The following is a 15,436-nucleotide window of genomic DNA, read 5'->3' on the forward strand; positions in this document are numbered from 1 at the left end:
CCCTCGGCACGGTGCTGCGGCTGCGACGCCTACGACCCTGAGCACTGCTGTGTCCACAATGGGCGCCCTCTACCCGAGGCCGCGATCGGCTTCCAGGGGGCGCAGAAGGGCCCGCAGCGCGCCGGATCGCCCTGACGGTCAGGATCGCCTGCATCGCCGCCGCGGGCCGGAGCAGCGCCGGGCGGGGAGCATCGACCATCCGGCCGCGCCCGACACTGGCCGAGCTGACCGTGGCGACGGGTAGCGCCCAGGCCAGCAGAGCGGCGGCGCGGACCCACCGGCTCTGCTCGTGCCGGTGGGCGAACCGGATCCAGAACGCGGCATCCGCCAGTGAGTCGGCGGCGGCGCCGAACGGGGATCGCGTGCCGAGCCTGCGCGCGAGCCGCCCGTCGGCCAGATCCCCGCCGAGAACGAGTACCGGTGACCACCGGGTGCCGGTGAGGCCGGGCAGGTTGGCCCGGGTCAGGGTGACGACGTTGGCCCAGCCGAGCGAGCGGTGTTGTTCGAGCATCCCGGGATGGGTGACCGACAGCAGCCAGCTCGCCAACGTCCAGCGGCGGCGGGTTCGCAGGCCGAACAGGGCGAAGGCGCCGTGCAGCGCTGTGGTCTCGGCCAGCGCGCGGGGACGCTCGGCCGCCTGCCGGATCGACCGCTCCGTCGCCCTGAGCAGGAACCGGCCCCACGCCCACGGCCGCCAGCGCCCCTCCCGCAGGCCGGCCAGTCGAGCGTCATCGTGGTCACCTCTCGTGAGTGCGTAGCCGAGTTCTAACTCGTGTACGCACTCACGAGCTGTTTCTCGGCGATGAGGAGTGCGTAGCCGAGTACGCCGTCGGTCACCGCTTCCCTGGCCAGGGTGGTGTGCCGCAGCACGGCGTCGACGTCCACGCCCGCGTCGGCGAGCCGGCGGGGTGCGGTCATGCGCAGCAGCCGCAGCCTGGCCTCGATCTCGTCGATCATGCGGATGAGCGCTTCGTCGTGATGCTCGGTGTGCACCGCGCGCAGCCCGGCCGCTTCCAGCAGTGCCACGTACTCGTCGAGGGGGCGGGCGTCGGCTATACAGGCCACCCAGGCGGTCAGCGTGGTCAGCTCCTGCGGCAATCCGTGCCCGGCGATGGTGACGTCGGTGATCCCGACCCGGCCGCCCGGCCGCAGCACCCGGGCGAACTCGGCCGCGGCCATGGCCTTGTCGGGGAAAGTGCAGAACGCGCACTCGCACACCACGGCGTCGAAGCCGCCATCCGGTAGCGGGATCCGCTCGGCGTCACCGAGATGGAACCGGACCTGCGCCGCAAGCCCGGCCTGCTCGGTCGCCGCGCGAGCCCGGGCGATGCCTTCCTCACCGAGGTCGACGCCGTCGACGGTGACGTCGTAGTCGGCGGCCAGCAGCCGGGCGGTCGCTCCTGGCCCGGCAGCGACATCGACCACCCGGTGCCCGCTGCGCAGCCGTAGCCGCTCGGCAAGCCGCCGGGTCAGGGACAGCCCGCCGGGGTGATAGGACTCGCCCAGCAGCAGCGCGACCGCGTCGCTGCCGTAGGACGCGGCGCAGCAAGCCTTGATCTCCGCCGGGGTACCGGTCATTCCTGCACCGCCTTGCGGCCGACGTTGGTGGCATCCGGCGCGATCGGCGACCGGTGGCCGTTGCGGTTACCGTTGATCTTCGACCCGTAGGGCGAGTCGACCACGAGCGGCTGGAGTTCGGTGGCGTTCGGCACCACACCGGCGACCGGCACACCGGACATCTGCGCGCGTACCTGCTCGCGGTAGCCGACCGAGTTGTAGGCGCAGAAGGGGATCAGCCGCCCGTCCGGGGTGATCTCCTCCACGCAGCACTTCATCAACTGCTTCACGTTGAGCGTGTACGGGTCCTGGAAGTCCTGCACCACGATCATGAACGCCCGGTCGGTCAGCTCGGCGAGCGCGCCGGGCAGGTTCACCCCGCACGCGTCGGCGCAGTCCAGCGCCTCCGCTGTCGCGCGCAGCTGCTCCTCGGTGGTGGCGGTACCCATGAACGCCGAGGCGCTCCACAGCTTGTCCAGCGCCTCCCGCACCGCGTAGTCGGGCACCACCCGGTTCGACACGTAGTCCAGGTAGTCCTCCACCCGCAGCAGCCGCGGAATGGGAACGACGCCGAAGTCAGCTTCTCCCGGGCTGCCCTCGGTGAGCAGGTAGGTGATCGAGCGGCACGTCGGGAAGCAGCACGGCACCGGGAAGAAGTCCTCCGTGCGCAACCAGTCCGGACGCTGGGCAGCGATCAGCTCCAGCATGTCGGAGTTCGTCAGCCGGGTCAGCGGGTCGAACTCCACGTGCCGCCCCGAATGCGTCACCGGCTGGAACGACACCGACCGCACCGCCGGATGCGCCAGCCCGAACTCGACGATGTCGCCGAGCTCGTGCTCGTTCAGCCCTCGCTCCACCGCCGCGACCAGCGTCACGGTCAGCCCCGCCTCGGCACAGTTGTCCAGCGCCTGCCGCTTGCGCTCCCGCAGGTCCTTACCCCGGATCTCGCGGTGGGTGCGTTCGTCGAACCCGTCGAACTGCAGGTAGATGTTGATCGACTTCCCGCCCCGGCCGTTGCGCTCGGCCAGCGCCGCCACGAACCGCCGGTCCGTCGCCAGCCGGATACCGTTGGTGTTGAGGTTGACGTTGCGGATCGGCCGCTCCTGGGCCATGTCGATGAACTCCAGGATGTGCTTGTGGATCGTGGGTTCCCCGCCGGAGAACATCACGACCTCGGGCTCGCCCTCCGACTCCACGAAGACGTCGAGCATCCGCGCGCACTGCTCGGTGGTGATCGCGTAGCCGTCGGGCTGGTGCCCGGAGTCGGCGAAGCAGATCGGGCAGTCCAGGTTGCAGTTCGTGTTCACCTCGATGATCCCGAGGCAGGCATGCTGCTTGTGCTCCGGACACAGCCCGCAGTCCGACGGGCAGCCGTCCCTGACCTCGGTCTGGAACGCCAGCGGAATCGTGCCCGGCTTGTTGAAGCGCGCCGAGTCGAGATACGCCTGCGCGTCGCCGTACACGAGCGCCTCGAACCGCCCGTGCTCGCGACAGCGCTTACGCAGGAACACCTTGTCATCGCGAATGTTGACCTGCGCATCGACCACGACCTTGCACACCGGGCAGATACTTTTGGTGTACTCGACGAACACCTCGTCGCGATCCCGCTTCTCCACTGCCACCGGCCACTCCCCCGCCTGCCGTCGGATGAACCTACTGCGACTCCACTCCACCAGCAGGCACGGCTGTCCGCAGCCCGGCAGGAACGGCTACACGTATTCGATCCCGGTTGTGATCTCGACGCTGCCCCCGATACTGCGTGCGACCGGACAGTGCTCGGCATGGAATCCGTGCACCCGCTCGACTTTCGCGCGATCCGTCCCTTCGTCGGGGGAGAACCGGTAGGTCACGTGAACGCGTTTGAGCACGAGCGTGTTGCCCTCGAGTTCGACCTCACCCTGTGCGTCGGCCCGGAGACGACCGCCTCCGGCGGAGATGCCCCGTGCTTCGAGAGCACCTCCGAGCGTGCCGGCCAGTCAACCAGCGGCCGCGGCGACGACGTAGTCGAGGGTGGTGGCGTGCGGCTCGTACTGGCCCTCGCGCAGGCCGTAATGCTCGGCCACCTCACTGTGCACACCGAACGGGATCCGCTGCTCCTCGGCCGGAAGCGTCGCATAACGCAGCGGTCCGCTCTCCCGCTCGACGAGAACCCGGGAGACGTAAACGGGATCGCTCATCGGGTTCGCTCCTCTCCGCGCGTTCGGATACGTCAGCGCTCCCGAGAGTACTCGCGACGGGCGATGAGTCGATACCGAAGCCGGACCCCACCACACTTCCGCCCGCGTTCACGTTCGTGTGGTGATCCGGCCACCTCGGCTCCCTAGCGTTGCCCGCACACCGGCCGCGCCGACCCCGCGCGGTCCGCGCACCACAGGCTGGAGTCCTCTCGTGCATTCTGACGTGCCTGATTCGCCGTCGATCTCCGAACTCGCCGAGCGGCGGCTGTCCCGCAGGACAGCGATGGCGGGTGGTCTCGCCACCGCCACGGCGGCCTTCTTCGGTGCCGCCGGACCGGCCGCGACGGCCAGTGCGGGCACGGCGGAGAATGTGAGCCGCGGCGCGGGAAGGCGGCTGCTCGGGTTCCCGGCGATCGCGCCCAGCGTTGCCGACGAGGTCGTGTTGCCGCCGGGGTACCGGTACCAGGTTCTCTTTCCGTGGGGGCACCCGATCGTGCCTTCCGGGCCCGCGTTCGCCGAGGATGCCGGTAACAGTGCGGCGGAGCAGGCGCTGCAGGCGGGCGACCACCACGACGGCATGTGGTTCTTCCCGCTGAAGGGCCGCCGCTCCGGTCTGCTCTGTGTGAATCACGAGGCCACGACCGAGCAGCTACTGCACACCGATGGCCTGGCCACCTGGTCGCCGGAGAAGACCGCCAAGTCGATGGCCGCGCACGGCGTCTCGGTCATCGAGGTCGAGCAGGATCGCAAGGGCCGATGGCGGCTGGTCGAGTCGAGGTTCGCCCGCCGGGTGACCATGACGACGCCGACCGAGATCACCGGCCCGGCGGCGGGACATCCACTGATGCGAACCGGCGCGGACCCCGGCGGAGTAGGGGTGCTGGGCACGCTGAACAACTGCGCCAGCGGGCCTACGCCGTGGGACACGTACCTGACGTGCGAGGAGACGATCAACAAGTACTTCTACTTCGGCGAGCAGCCGCCGCGGGCCGGTTCGGTGGAGGAGCGCTACGGCATCGGCTCGGAGAGCCCCTACCCGTGGTACGGCACGGAGGAGCGGTTCGACATGCGGGTGGAACCGAACGAGTACAACCGGTTCGGCTGGGTGGTCGAGCTCGATCCCTTCGATCCGACGTCGACGCCGAAGAAGCGGACGGCGCTGGGACGGATGGAGCACGAGAACGCCGTCGTGGTGCGCGGCAGGCGCGGTGAAGCCGTCGTCTACATGGGCGACGACACCCAGTTCGACTACTTCTACAAATTCGTGGGCGCGGAGCCGATCAGCAAGGCACTCAGGCGCGGGCGGAGTCCGCTCGACGAGGGCACGCTGTACGTCGCCAGGTTCGAGGAGGACGGCTCGGGCAGGTGGCTGCCCCTTGTGCACGGCGAACCGGGCCTGACCGAGGCGAATGGTTTCGCGGACCAGGCCGAGGTGCTGATCCGCACGCGCCTCGCGGCCGACGCGGTGGGGGCGACGCCGATGGACCGGCCGGAGTGGTGCACCGTGCAGCCCCGCACCGGAGCGGTGTTCTTCACCTGCACGAACAACACTGCCCGGACCGAGTCGGTGAACGCGGCCAACCCGCGGCTGGAGAACCGTTTCGGGCACATCATGAAGATCGACGAGGGCAGGAACCCGAGCGCGGAGACGTTCGACTGGGATGTCTTCCTGCTCGCCGGAGACCAGGCCAGCGGTGCCACCGTGCCTCCGGATCAGGCGTTCGGCTCACCGGACGGTCTGTGGTTCGACGCGGACGGACGGCTGTGGATCCAGACCGACGGCGCCCAGCCGAAGATCGACGGCGCCGAGCAGAACAACCAGATGCTGGCGGCCGACACCCGCAGGGGCGACATCCGCAGGTTCCTGGTCGGCCCGCCGCGCTGCGAGATCACCGGCATCACCTCCACCCCGGACCGCCGGTCGCTCTTCGTCAACATCCAGCACCCCGGCGACTCGGGCACCCCGGAGGACCCGCGCGCGGGCTCCAGCTGGCCCGACCACAGCACCACCGGCCGTCCCCGATCCGCCACCATCGTCGTCACCAGGGAGGACGGCGGGGTGGTCGGCGGTTGACCCGCTGGCTAGGTGGACTCCGACAAGCCCTCCGCCTGGCCACGGTTCACCTCGGCAAGCCGCTGCAGCGTCGCCGCCAGCCCACGTAGTTCGGCGTCGGGTAGCGAGCCGAGTACCGCGCTCGCCTCCGTCACGACCGGCTGCCAGACGGCTCGCCTCCACTCGTTGTGGCCGGCGGCGACCTCGACCACCTGGGCACGCCGGTCCGTCAGGCTCGGACGGCGAACCACGTACCCAGCCGCCTCGAGGCGGTCCAGGATCTTGGTCACCGCAGCAGGGCTGAAGCCACTCAGCCCGCCGAGCCGGCCGGGGCCCAATGGCCCGTCTCGCTCGATGATCTCCAGGCAGCGCAGGTCGTTGCGGTTGATCCCGTAGCGCTCGGCGACCGCGTCGAACAGGGCCTCTGTGGCGGAATGCAGCTCACGTACAGCGTGCAGCACGTCGGTGATCGCCGACTCGGTAGCGCCCATCACATTAGTTTCCGAGGTGTAAAGTACACGCCGTGAATTATATGCAGCATCGACGATGGGCGCCGGCAGCGGCTGCGTTGTACGTGTTGTGGGGGTTGCTCCATCTGGGCCTCGGTATCTCGATGGCGGTCGACGGGCTCTCGGGCGGCATACCGGACGACGAGTTGGCAGCCGAGAGTCTGATGTTCTTCGTCTGCGCGACGGTGCTGGGGGCCCTGGCCATCGCGATCGCCATCGCGATGAACCGCGTCAACAGCCGGCTCGGTTACTGGCTGAACCTCACCGTGCTGGGCGTCATCGACGTGGCGTTCGTCGTGGTGCTCGTCGTTCCCCGCCACGTCGACCCGGTCGGCGGGCTGTCCGGACCCGTCGTCTGGCTGCTCGCGGCAGCGACCGCAACGGTCGCGCTGCGGCGGGAGCCCGTGGGCCCCTAGCGCCCGGTGATCGCGCGGTGGTCGCAACGGACTCGACCGGAAGAAAACCCAGGCAGACGGACAGCCCGGCAGACACGGACAAGCGGGACCGACGCGCTCGGCGACTCGGCACCGATCAAATCGAGCAGTAGGCCGGTCTGGAGCGCCACACCAACCGCGAGTGGCCGACCTCGAGCAGTCGCCAGAACAGCTGCCGGATGCGCCGCTTGGTCGCCACCAGTTCCGCGTGCTTCCTGCCACTCAGCCCCGGCCGCTCACCGCACGGTCGGTATCAGTGGCGGCCGCCAGTCTTTTCCGGTGAAGCAGCCGCACGGCAGCCATCGCACCCATCACCGAGATCTCTGCCTGGGAAGGTATCCGGGCACATCGACCAGCACCCCCAGGGGATGCCGAAACCGTCACACATGCGAACGAACCGGGCCGCCTTCTCCGCAGAGCGGCTATCCAGGCAATCTCCTCGATGAAGCGGGTTGCTGGCCACCACACCGACCGTGCCACCACCCAGTCGGCCGATATCGGCGACCACGTTGCGCGCCCATCCTGGTTGTAGCTCGACGGGAGGAGCATCAAGAAGCCGATCGACAACACGACGCACGTCGTAAGCTGGTCGCTCCGGCAACAATTCGCTGAACTCGGTCAGTTCGTCCTCGCCGCACTGACGAACACGGCGTCGTAGCATATACGCGCGCTCCGGACCCTAGCCCGGATCTCGTGAGTGACGCGGGCCGTCCCAACCGTCCGGAACACTCACGACACCGCGACGTCAGGACTGAGTGCACTCAGGTCGGCGTCGCAGCACCGCTGTCCTGTATCGCCAATGACTCTCGGATGCCCCGCTGAGCCTTCGGGGGAAGGGTATGCAGCATGCCCATGACCCGTTCCGTACGGCGCTTCGCACCGCGGCGCGGTGGCAGGCCAGGGGATGGCTGCATCTGCGGCACGAGGCGCTGGGTCAGGTCGTCGGCCGAGCCGCCATTCGTCCAGGCAGCGCTCTCCGTGCGTTCCTTGTCGATCGTGGCCGCGTCCTTCTCCTCGGACATGCCGATCGGACCGACCCGGTGGCCGCTCAGGAACTGCTTGACAGCGGGTTCGTCGCTCGTCAACAGCAGCTCGCGGGGTCCGAAGAGGACCAGCTCCCGGCGAAACAGCATGCCCAGGTTGTCCGGCACGGTGCGGGCGACGTTGATGTTGTGGGTGACGATCAGGATCGTGGCGTCGATCTGGGCGTTGAGGTCGATCAGCAGCTGCGACAGGTAGGACGTGCGCACGGGATCCAGCCCGGAGTCCGGTTCGTCACAAAGAATGATCTCGGGTTGCAGCACCAGTGCGCGTGCCAGCCCCGCACGCTTGCGCATCCCACCCGACACCTCACCGGGCAGCTTGTATTCAGCGCCGAGCAACCCGACCAGTTCGATCTTCTCGAGTACGGTCCGCCGGATCTCGGTTTCGGACTTCCTGGTGTGCTCCCGCAGGGGGAAGGCGACGTTGTCGTAGAGGGTCATGGAGCCGAACAATGCACCGTCCTGAAACAGCACTCCGAAGAGCTTGCGAGCCCGGTAGAGCTCACGTTCCGAGCAGGAGCAGATGTTCACGCCGTTGATCACACACGAGCCTCGTTCCGGCTTGAGCAAACCGATGATCGACTTCAGGAAAACCGATTTGCCGGTGCCCGAAGGGCCGAGCAGAACGGACACTTCGCCAGGCGGAAGCGTGAGCGTGACATCGCGCCAGATCGTTTGTCGACCGAAAGATTTTGTCAGCCCCTCAACGACGACCTCGGCGCCCAATGCCAACCATCCTCACACGTGTCAGGGCTCGGGAATGCCCGCGGCGTTCGAATACTAGAGCGATCCTTCCGGCACCGGAACGACTGAACCGCTCGAATTCCTCGACCGAAACGCTCAGCGCCCTCGTGAGCGAGGAGGGCCGTTCTAACGACCCGGAACACTCATGGACCGTTGCGCCAGCTTGACAGGCCGGGCGACCCGCGCTGAAGTAACCGCGTGGCTTCCCGCACGATTCCGGTCCACTATGCTCGCGCCGCGATGCGCGGTGTTCGGCGCGCGAACCTCGCTCCAGAAGCAGTCCTGACCCGTGCCGGGATCACGCACGCGGCGCTGGCCGACGACCAGGCGCGGCTCAGCCCTCGTGAGCTCGCGGACCTGGTCGCCGCCGTGTTGCGCAGCCTCGACGACGAGCTGCTCGGACTCGCGGTGGCTCCGAGGCCACTCGGGACCTTCGCGACGGTGTGTTCGCTCGCCGTCCACTCGCCGGATCTGGCGGGCATGATCCAGCGCGCTTCGCGGTTCTACGCGCTCTTCGACACCGGGCCACGGCTGAACCTGACCGTCGGCGCCTCCGCCGCCCAGCTCGAGTTCGTCGGCCGGGGGTTCGACGATCCGGATCATCTGTTGACCGAGGCGTGCATCGTGGTCTGGCACCGGCTGGCCGGCTGGTTGACGGGCCGGCCCGTGCGCCTCCGGTCGGTACACCTGCCGTATCCGCGGCCGCCGCACCATGCCGTCTACGAGCAGATCTTCGGATGTCCCGCCGTCTTCGACGCCTCGGCAGCCGCCATCACCTTCGACACCGCGGTGCTGTGGATGCCGATCGTGCAGGACGAGCACACGCTGCTGCCGCTACTGAAGGGGTTCCCGTTCACCCTGCTCAGCCGGAGCGGCTATGGGACGACAACCGCCGATCAGGTGCGGCAGGTGCTGCTGAATCACCAGGCCGCGACGTTGCCTACCTCGGCCGAGGTCGCCGCCCGTCTCGCGATCAGCCCGCCGACGCTCCGGCGGAGGCTGGCCAAGCTCGGTACCTCCACCTCCCGGATCCGGGACGAGATTCACCGAGAACGGGCTGTCGCCGGGCTGCTGCGGGGAGAGACCGCCGAAACCGTCGCCGAGCGGCTCGGCTTCTCCGCTCCCAGCGCGTTCCACCGCGCTTTCAAACGCTGGACCGGCCTCACCCCGAAGGCGTACAAGGGCACGCATGTGCCGGCCACGCGATCGTCGTAGCCCACGACCGCGCCACCGACCGTTCAATACCGGCCTGCATGCAGGTTGCTATAGTCGGCCAGGTGAGCGCGCGCAGGCTTACCCAGGGGGAACGTAGCGCGGCGATGCGAACGCGGCTGCTCGACGCCACGGTCGATTGCCTGGTGACCTACGGGTATGCGGGCACCACCACATCGCGTGTGGCGGAGCGTGCGGGGGTGACGCGTGGCGCTCAAGTGCATCACTTTCCCACCAAGGCCGACCTGGTGACCGCGGCCATCCGGCATCTCGCGCTCAAGCGGGCGGACGCCGTTTACGGTCGGCTGGAGGACCTGCGCACCTCGGACGACGTGGTGGGTGAGGGCTTGGATCTGTTGTGGGAGCTGCATCAGGGGCCGGTGTTCACGGCAACGCTCGAGCTGTGGGTCGCCGCACGGGCCGATCCTGAACTACGTCAGCAGGTCCTGCAGGTGGAGCCGCTCATCGCCGGCACCCTGACCGAGTTCAGCAAGGTGCTCTTCCCGCCGCTGGCCGACCATCCGCAGTTCCGGCACTGGGCTTACACGGCCATGGAGGTGATGCGGGGCATCCTCGCGGTCCCGCACGAACCCGGCGACGAGCACATCGAACAGCGCTGGCAAAGGGCCCGCCAGCATCTGCGGTTGCTCGCGGAGGCGCTGCGCCGCGGCGAGCAGGTCTCACCGCCCATGACGTGAGCGAGCCAGCACATCGAGCCCGGCCCCGACCACCCTGGCGTGCCAGGTCCTCGGCAGGCCGAGTCTCTCGTCGATGCCCGCACCGTACTGCACAGCAACCGTCTGGGACTCCGTGTAGCGCAGGAGCCCGTCCGGTCCGTGCCGGCGTCCGATGCCCGAAGCCTTCATGCCACCCATCGGCGCGGAGTGCGCGCCGAACGCGGCGGTGTAACAGTCATTCACTCCCACCCCGCCGGAACGGATACGTGCCGCGACCTGCTCGCCGAGTCTGCGGTCGCGAGTCCACACGCTGGCCGTGAGGCCGTACTCACTGTCGTTGGCGAGGGTCACCGCCTCGTCGATGTCCTCGAACGGGTGAATCGCCACGACGGGTCCGAACACCTCCTCGCGGTGCAGGCGGGCGTTCAGCGGCACATCGGCGACGACCGTGGGCTCATGGAACAGCGGCCCAAGGTCGGGTCTCGCCCCGCCGCCGGCGAGCACCGTGGCCCCCGCGGCACATGCTTCCGCGAGCACGTCACCGGTGCGGGCAAGCGCCGCAGGGGTGGTGAGCGACCCCATGTCGGCCGTGAAACCGAAGGTCGCCCCGAGCCGGATGGCGCTTACCTGGTCGACGACTCGATCCACGAACTCGTCGTACACGGAGTTGTGTACGTAGAGCCGCTCGGCCGTCATGCACAGCTGACCTGCGTTGGCGAAGCTACCGCGCCGCACCGCGCGCGCTGCCCGGCCGAGGTCCGCATCGGCGAGCACGATCATCGGGTTCTTCCCGCCGAGTTCGAGCGAGCAACCGATCAGCCGCTGGCCAGCGCTGGCGGCGATGCGACGCCCGCTGGCGGTCGATCCGGTGAACGCCACGTAGTCGGCGGCGTCGAGTAACGGGTCTCCGACCTGGGCTGGTTCACCCAGCACCACCTGGAACAACCCGGGCGGGAGCCCGGCCTCCGCGGTCAGCCGCTGCAGCAGCAAAGCCGACAACGCCGTCTGGTTGTCCGGCTTGAGCAGTACGGCGTTGCCCGCGAGCAGGGCGGGCACGGCGTCGATCACAGCCAGCGCTACCGGAAAGTTCCAGGGCACGATCACCGCGACCGTGCCTTTGGCCTGCGGCAACTGCCGCACTTTCGTCAGCAGGGGGAGCGCCCCGCGATGCTTGCGTGGCGCGAGCAGGCCGGGCGCGCTCCGCAGGTGGTAGCCGGCGCCGAGTACAGCCTCTCCCAGCTCGAACAGGGCGTCGATGCGGGCCTTGCCCGTCTCGTACTGGAGTACGTCGAGGAGCTGGTCTCGGTGGGACCGCAACAGGTGGACGAAGCGGCTCAGCACTGAACACCGCTGCTCCACACCGGCCTGCGCCCACGCCGGTTGCGAGCGGCGGGCACGCTCGGCGGCGCGTTCAACCTCGGCCCCACGCCACTGGGGGATCGATGCCAACGCCCGCCCAGTGAACGGTGCGAGTATCTCGAACTCACCGCCGGAACCGGTCTGCGCGGCCGCGGCCAGGCCGGACAGCTCATCGAACAAGGGTTCCTCCTCGGCGCTTCAAAAGATACATTCAAGATGGTATGTTAGTTGCGAGTGTAAGGAGTGCGGACGGTGACGAACAAGGTCTACGTGGTGGGCGTCGGGATGACGAGGTTCGAGAAGCCCGGGCGGAGTGAAGGCTGGGACTACCCGGCGATGGCCAAGGAGTCCGGCGGGCTCGCACTGGCCGATGCCGGGATCGGCTACGAGCAGATCCAGCAGGCTTTCGTCGGTTATGTCTACGGTGAGTCCACCTCAGGGCAACGCGCGGTCTACGAGCTGGGCATGACTGGCATCCCGGTCGTCAACGTCAACAACAACTGCTCCACCGGGTCGACGGCGCTCTACCTCGCGGCGGAGGCGATCCGCGGCGGGCGAAGTGACTGTGCCCTCGCGCTGGGGTTCGAGAAGATGCAGCCTGGGTCGCTCGGCGTCACCTACGAGGACCGCGAGCAACCGATGGCCCAGCACATGCAGGCGATGGCGGAGATATCCGAAGTGCGGTTCCCGCCCGCGCCGTGGCTGTTCGGGGCAGCCGGCCGCGAACACATGCGGCTGCACGGGTCCACGGCGGAGCACTTCGCCAAGATCGGGGAGAAGAACCACCGCCACTCGGTGAACAACCCGTACGCGCAGTTCCAGGAAGAGTTCACACTCGAGGACATCCTCGCCTCCAGGATGATCTACGACCCGCTCACCAAGCTGCAGTGTTCCCCCACATCGGACGGCTCCGGTGCCGCGATCCTCGCGAGCGAGTCGTTCGTCGACGCGCACGGTCTCGCCGGCCAGGCCGTCGAGATAGTCGGGCAGTGCATGGTGACCGATTTCGAGAGCACGTTCGACGGTACGGCGAAGAACCTCATCGGCTACGACATGAACGTCCGGGCCGCGCGATCGGTGTACGAGCAGTGCGATCTGGGCCCCGAGGACTTCGGGGTGATCGAGTTGCACGACTGCTTCTCGGCGAACGAGCTGCTGCTCTACGAAGCTCTCGGCCTCTGTGGTGAGGGCGAGGCGGCCAAGCTGATCGACAACCAGGACACCACCTACGGCGGGCGCTGGGTCGTGAATCCTTCGGGAGGGCTGATCTCCAAGGGCCACCCGCTCGGCGCCACCGGACTCGCGCAGTGTTCCGAACTGGTGTGGCAGTTGCGCGGAACGGCGGGACCACGCCAGGTCGGAGGCCTGCGCGCGGCGCTACAGCACAACATCGGGCTCGGTGGTGCCGCTGTCGTCACCGCCTACCAGCGTGGCGACCGCTGACCGGCGGCCACGGAAAGCACGGACAAGTCAGTAAGGAGAAGTACATGGGTCAGGTAGCAGCCCGGATCGAGGTACCCGCCGCACCCGAGAAGGTGTGGGGCGAGCTCGTCAACCCGGCCGGCTGGCCGAACTGGTTCACCATCCACACGAAGTGGAAGGGTGAGGTGCCCGAGCATCTCGCGCAGGGTTCGCAGGTCGCCGAAGTCGTCACGATGCTCGGCATGCCCAACACCATCACCTGGAACGTCGAGGAGCTCGACGCACCAGCGAAGTTGGTGATCTCCGGTACCGGGATGGCAGGTGTCAAGAGCACGTTCGTCATGTCCGTAGCACCGACGGAGAGTGGATCCGTCGCGAGCATCGACGCGACGTTCACCGGATCCATGATCGTCGGGGCGCTCGGCAAGGCGGTGGAGAAGGACGCACAGAAGAACCTCGACGAGTCGCTCGGGAACCTCCGGACCCTGGTCGCCTGACATGGGAACCGACGAGTTGAGTTTCGCCGCAGAGGGCCTGAACGTCTGGACCGACACCACCCGGTTCACGGTGACGCGGGAGAAGCTCACCGCGTACGCGCAGGCAACGAACGATCCCATCGAGCGGCATCAGGCGGGAGACATCGCCAACCCGGTGTTCGCCGTGGTCCCCGTCTTCCAGTCCTTGATGGAGCCGGCGCTGGAGGTCGTCCCACTCCCGCTGCTTGGCAAGGTGGTGCACGGCGAGCAGGACTTCCGGTTCCATCGGCCGATCCGGCCCGGGGACGTGCTTGCCGCTCGCGGGGCCATGCTCGGCTACGCCGGGTCCCCCAAGGGCACCAGGGCGAATGTCTACCTGGAATGCCGCGACGAGGCCAATGGCGAGCTCGTGAACGAACAGTTCGTCACGTTCTTCGTCCGCGGCTTCGACGCGGGCGAGCGCGTCGGCGAGCTGGCCCCGGCCCACGCGTTCGAGCACTCGGTACGTGAGCAGCCACCGGTGACCAAGCTGACCCAGCACATCGACACCGACCAGACGTATCGCTACTCCGAGGCGGCGGACGATCCGATGCCGATCCACCTCGACGACGGCGTCGCGCGCGACGCCGGTCTGCCCGGGATCATCGCGCACGGACTGTGCACTATGGCGTTCACCGCGTGGGCCGCGCTCGTCGAGCTGGCCGACTCCGATGCCGAGCGGCTGCAGCGGCTGGCCGTCCGCTTCGCGAAACCCGTGTTGCCAGGCCAGGACATCACCACCCAGTTCTGGCGTGCCGCGAACAACCAGGGCGTCACCAGCTACGTGTACGAGACGACCGTGGGGGACACGGTGGTCATCAAGGACGGGTTGGCGGAGATCCGCGACTGAAGGGAAACCATGGGAGCGCTGCAAGAACGTGTGGCAGTCATCACCGGCGCCGGCCGCGGCGTCGGCCGTGAGCACGCACTGCTGTTCGCCCGTGAGGGGGCGAGCGTCGTCGTCAACGACCTGGGCGCGGGCAACGACGGTGACGGTGCGGACAGCGGACCGGCGCAGGAGGTGGTCGACCAGATCACGTCCGCTGGAGGGCGAGCCGTCGCCAACACCGACAACGTCTCCGACTGGGAGGGGGCGCGGGCACTCGTCGAGCAGGCGGTGTCCGAGTTCGGCCGTCTCGACATCGTCGTGAACAACGCGGGAATCCTTCGAGACGGGTTCATCGCCGGTCTCGAGGAGGCGCAGTGGGATTCCGTGCTCGACGTCCATTTGAAGGGGCACTTCGCCGTCCTGCGCCACGCCGCGGCGTACTGGAGGAAGCAAGCCAAAGCCGGGCACCAGCCGAACGCGGCAGTGGTGAACACCATCTCGGCGTCGGGCACGACGCTGCCCAACGCCGGTCAGGCGAACTACGGAGCGGCGAAGGCGGGCATCGCGGCGCTGACTCTCGTCGCCGCCGAGGAGCTGGAACGTTACGGCGTTCGCGTCAACGCGATCGCCCCGATCGCCCGCACCCGGCTCACGCTGGCTACCCCCGGGATGGGAGCGATCTTCGCGCAGGAGGTCGGCGAGGGCGAGTTCGATGCGTTCTCACCGGCCAACATCTCACCGCTCGTCGCCTACCTGGCGACGGAGAAGTGCCCGCTTACCGGCAAGGTGTACGCGGTGCAGGGCGGCGCGATCTCCGAGCTCGCCGGGTGGCACGACGTCCGCACGATCGAGTCGGAAGGCCCGTGGCTGATCGACGACATCGCGGCGCACCTGCAAGGGTAGGA

General features: G+C 68.3%; 17 protein-coding genes. 8 read left to right on the forward strand and 9 right to left on the reverse strand.

What is annotated here, in order from left to right; translation table 11 throughout:
* From JAP66_RS08865 to JAP66_RS08885, 5 genes are all read right to left on the reverse strand, one after another.
* On the reverse strand, positions 1-511 hold a 511-nt coding region (locus JAP66_RS08865; protein ID WP_199431159.1), incomplete at its 3' end, for a CDP-alcohol phosphatidyltransferase family protein.
* A gap of 254 nt (positions 512-765) precedes the next feature.
* On the reverse strand, positions 766-1,578 hold the full coding sequence (locus JAP66_RS08870; RefSeq protein WP_199431160.1) for a class I SAM-dependent methyltransferase: 813 nt from the start codon (positions 1,576-1,578) through the stop codon (positions 766-768).
* A complete protein-coding gene (locus JAP66_RS08875; protein ID WP_199431161.1) occupies positions 1,575-3,179 on the reverse strand; it encodes a radical SAM protein in 1,605 nt (534 codons plus the stop codon). Before JAP66_RS08875 ends, JAP66_RS08870 begins: the two co-directional genes overlap by 4 nt.
* 87 nt (positions 3,180-3,266) lie before the next feature.
* Positions 3,267-3,533 (reverse strand): OsmC family protein, encoded by a 267-nt coding sequence (locus JAP66_RS33160; RefSeq protein ID WP_199431596.1) that lies wholly within the window; start codon positions 3,531-3,533, stop codon positions 3,267-3,269.
* Entirely contained in the window at positions 3,534-3,734 is a 201-nt protein-coding gene (locus JAP66_RS08885) for a hypothetical protein (protein ID WP_199431162.1), read from the reverse strand.
* Between the two features lie 223 nt (positions 3,735-3,957).
* On the opposite strand from JAP66_RS08885, the gene JAP66_RS08890 reads away from it, so the two are divergent.
* A complete protein-coding gene (locus JAP66_RS08890; RefSeq protein ID WP_199431163.1) occupies positions 3,958-5,808 on the forward strand; it encodes a PhoX family protein in 1,851 nt (616 codons plus the stop codon).
* 8 nt (positions 5,809-5,816) lie between these two features.
* Here JAP66_RS08890 and JAP66_RS32685 read toward each other — a convergent pair whose 3' ends face one another.
* Complete coding sequence (locus JAP66_RS32685; RefSeq protein ID WP_199431164.1) at positions 5,817-6,278, reverse strand: MarR family winged helix-turn-helix transcriptional regulator; 462 nt, start codon at positions 6,276-6,278, stop codon at positions 5,817-5,819.
* A 32-nt stretch (positions 6,279-6,310) separates the two neighbouring features.
* On the opposite strand from JAP66_RS32685, the gene JAP66_RS08900 reads away from it, so the two are divergent.
* Complete coding sequence (locus JAP66_RS08900) at positions 6,311-6,712, forward strand: hypothetical protein (RefSeq protein ID WP_199431165.1); 402 nt, start codon at positions 6,311-6,313, stop codon at positions 6,710-6,712.
* A gap of 271 nt (positions 6,713-6,983) precedes the next feature.
* Here JAP66_RS08900 and JAP66_RS08905 read toward each other — a convergent pair whose 3' ends face one another.
* Together JAP66_RS08905 and JAP66_RS08910 are read right to left on the reverse strand one after the other, a co-directional pair.
* Entirely contained in the window at positions 6,984-7,391 is a 408-nt protein-coding gene (locus tag JAP66_RS08905) for a carboxyl transferase domain-containing protein (RefSeq protein ID WP_268963223.1), read from the reverse strand.
* Between the two features lie 100 nt (positions 7,392-7,491).
* Positions 7,492-8,499 carry an ABC transporter ATP-binding protein gene (locus JAP66_RS08910; protein WP_199431166.1) on the reverse strand — a complete coding sequence of 336 codons (1,008 nt, stop codon included), beginning with the start codon at positions 8,497-8,499 and terminating at the stop codon, positions 7,492-7,494.
* Between the two features lie 258 nt (positions 8,500-8,757).
* On the opposite strand from JAP66_RS08910, the gene JAP66_RS08915 reads away from it, so the two are divergent.
* Positions 8,758-9,732, forward strand: a complete 975-nt coding sequence (locus JAP66_RS08915) for an AraC family transcriptional regulator (protein ID WP_199431167.1) — start codon at positions 8,758-8,760, stop codon at positions 9,730-9,732.
* Between the two features lie 62 nt (positions 9,733-9,794).
* Complete coding sequence (locus JAP66_RS08920; RefSeq protein WP_307849499.1) at positions 9,795-10,427, forward strand: TetR/AcrR family transcriptional regulator; 633 nt, start codon at positions 9,795-9,797, stop codon at positions 10,425-10,427.
* On the opposite strand, the gene JAP66_RS08925 is transcribed toward JAP66_RS08920, so the two are convergent.
* On the reverse strand, positions 10,410-11,945 hold the full coding sequence (locus JAP66_RS08925) for a succinic semialdehyde dehydrogenase (protein WP_199431168.1): 1,536 nt from the start codon (positions 11,943-11,945) through the stop codon (positions 10,410-10,412). The genes JAP66_RS08920 and JAP66_RS08925 overlap by 18 nt on opposite strands.
* Positions 11,946-12,017: 72 nt before the next feature.
* Here JAP66_RS08925 and JAP66_RS08930 point away from each other — a divergent pair, with 72 nt between their 5' ends.
* From JAP66_RS08930 to JAP66_RS08945, 4 genes are read left to right on the forward strand one after another with little or no spacing between them, the layout of a single operon-like run.
* Entirely contained in the window at positions 12,018-13,208 is a 1,191-nt protein-coding gene (locus JAP66_RS08930; protein WP_199431169.1) for a lipid-transfer protein, read from the forward strand.
* Positions 13,209-13,252: 44 nt separating this feature from the next.
* Positions 13,253-13,684: a type II toxin-antitoxin system Rv0910 family toxin gene (locus tag JAP66_RS08935; protein ID WP_199431170.1), complete on the forward strand. Its 432-nt coding sequence runs from the start codon at positions 13,253-13,255 to the stop codon at positions 13,682-13,684.
* 1 nt (position 13,685) lies between these two features.
* Positions 13,686-14,552 carry a MaoC/PaaZ C-terminal domain-containing protein gene (locus tag JAP66_RS08940; protein ID WP_199431171.1) on the forward strand — a complete coding sequence of 289 codons (867 nt, stop codon included), beginning with the start codon at positions 13,686-13,688 and terminating at the stop codon, positions 14,550-14,552.
* A gap of 9 nt (positions 14,553-14,561) precedes the next feature.
* Positions 14,562-15,434: an SDR family oxidoreductase gene (locus tag JAP66_RS08945; protein ID WP_199431172.1), complete on the forward strand. Its 873-nt coding sequence runs from the start codon at positions 14,562-14,564 to the stop codon at positions 15,432-15,434.
* Positions 15,435-15,436: the final 2 nt, after the last annotated feature.

The sequence above is a fragment of the Qaidamihabitans albus genome (genome assembly GCF_016464705.1).
Classification (GTDB): domain Bacteria; phylum Actinomycetota; class Actinomycetes; order Mycobacteriales; family Pseudonocardiaceae; genus Qaidamihabitans; species Qaidamihabitans albus.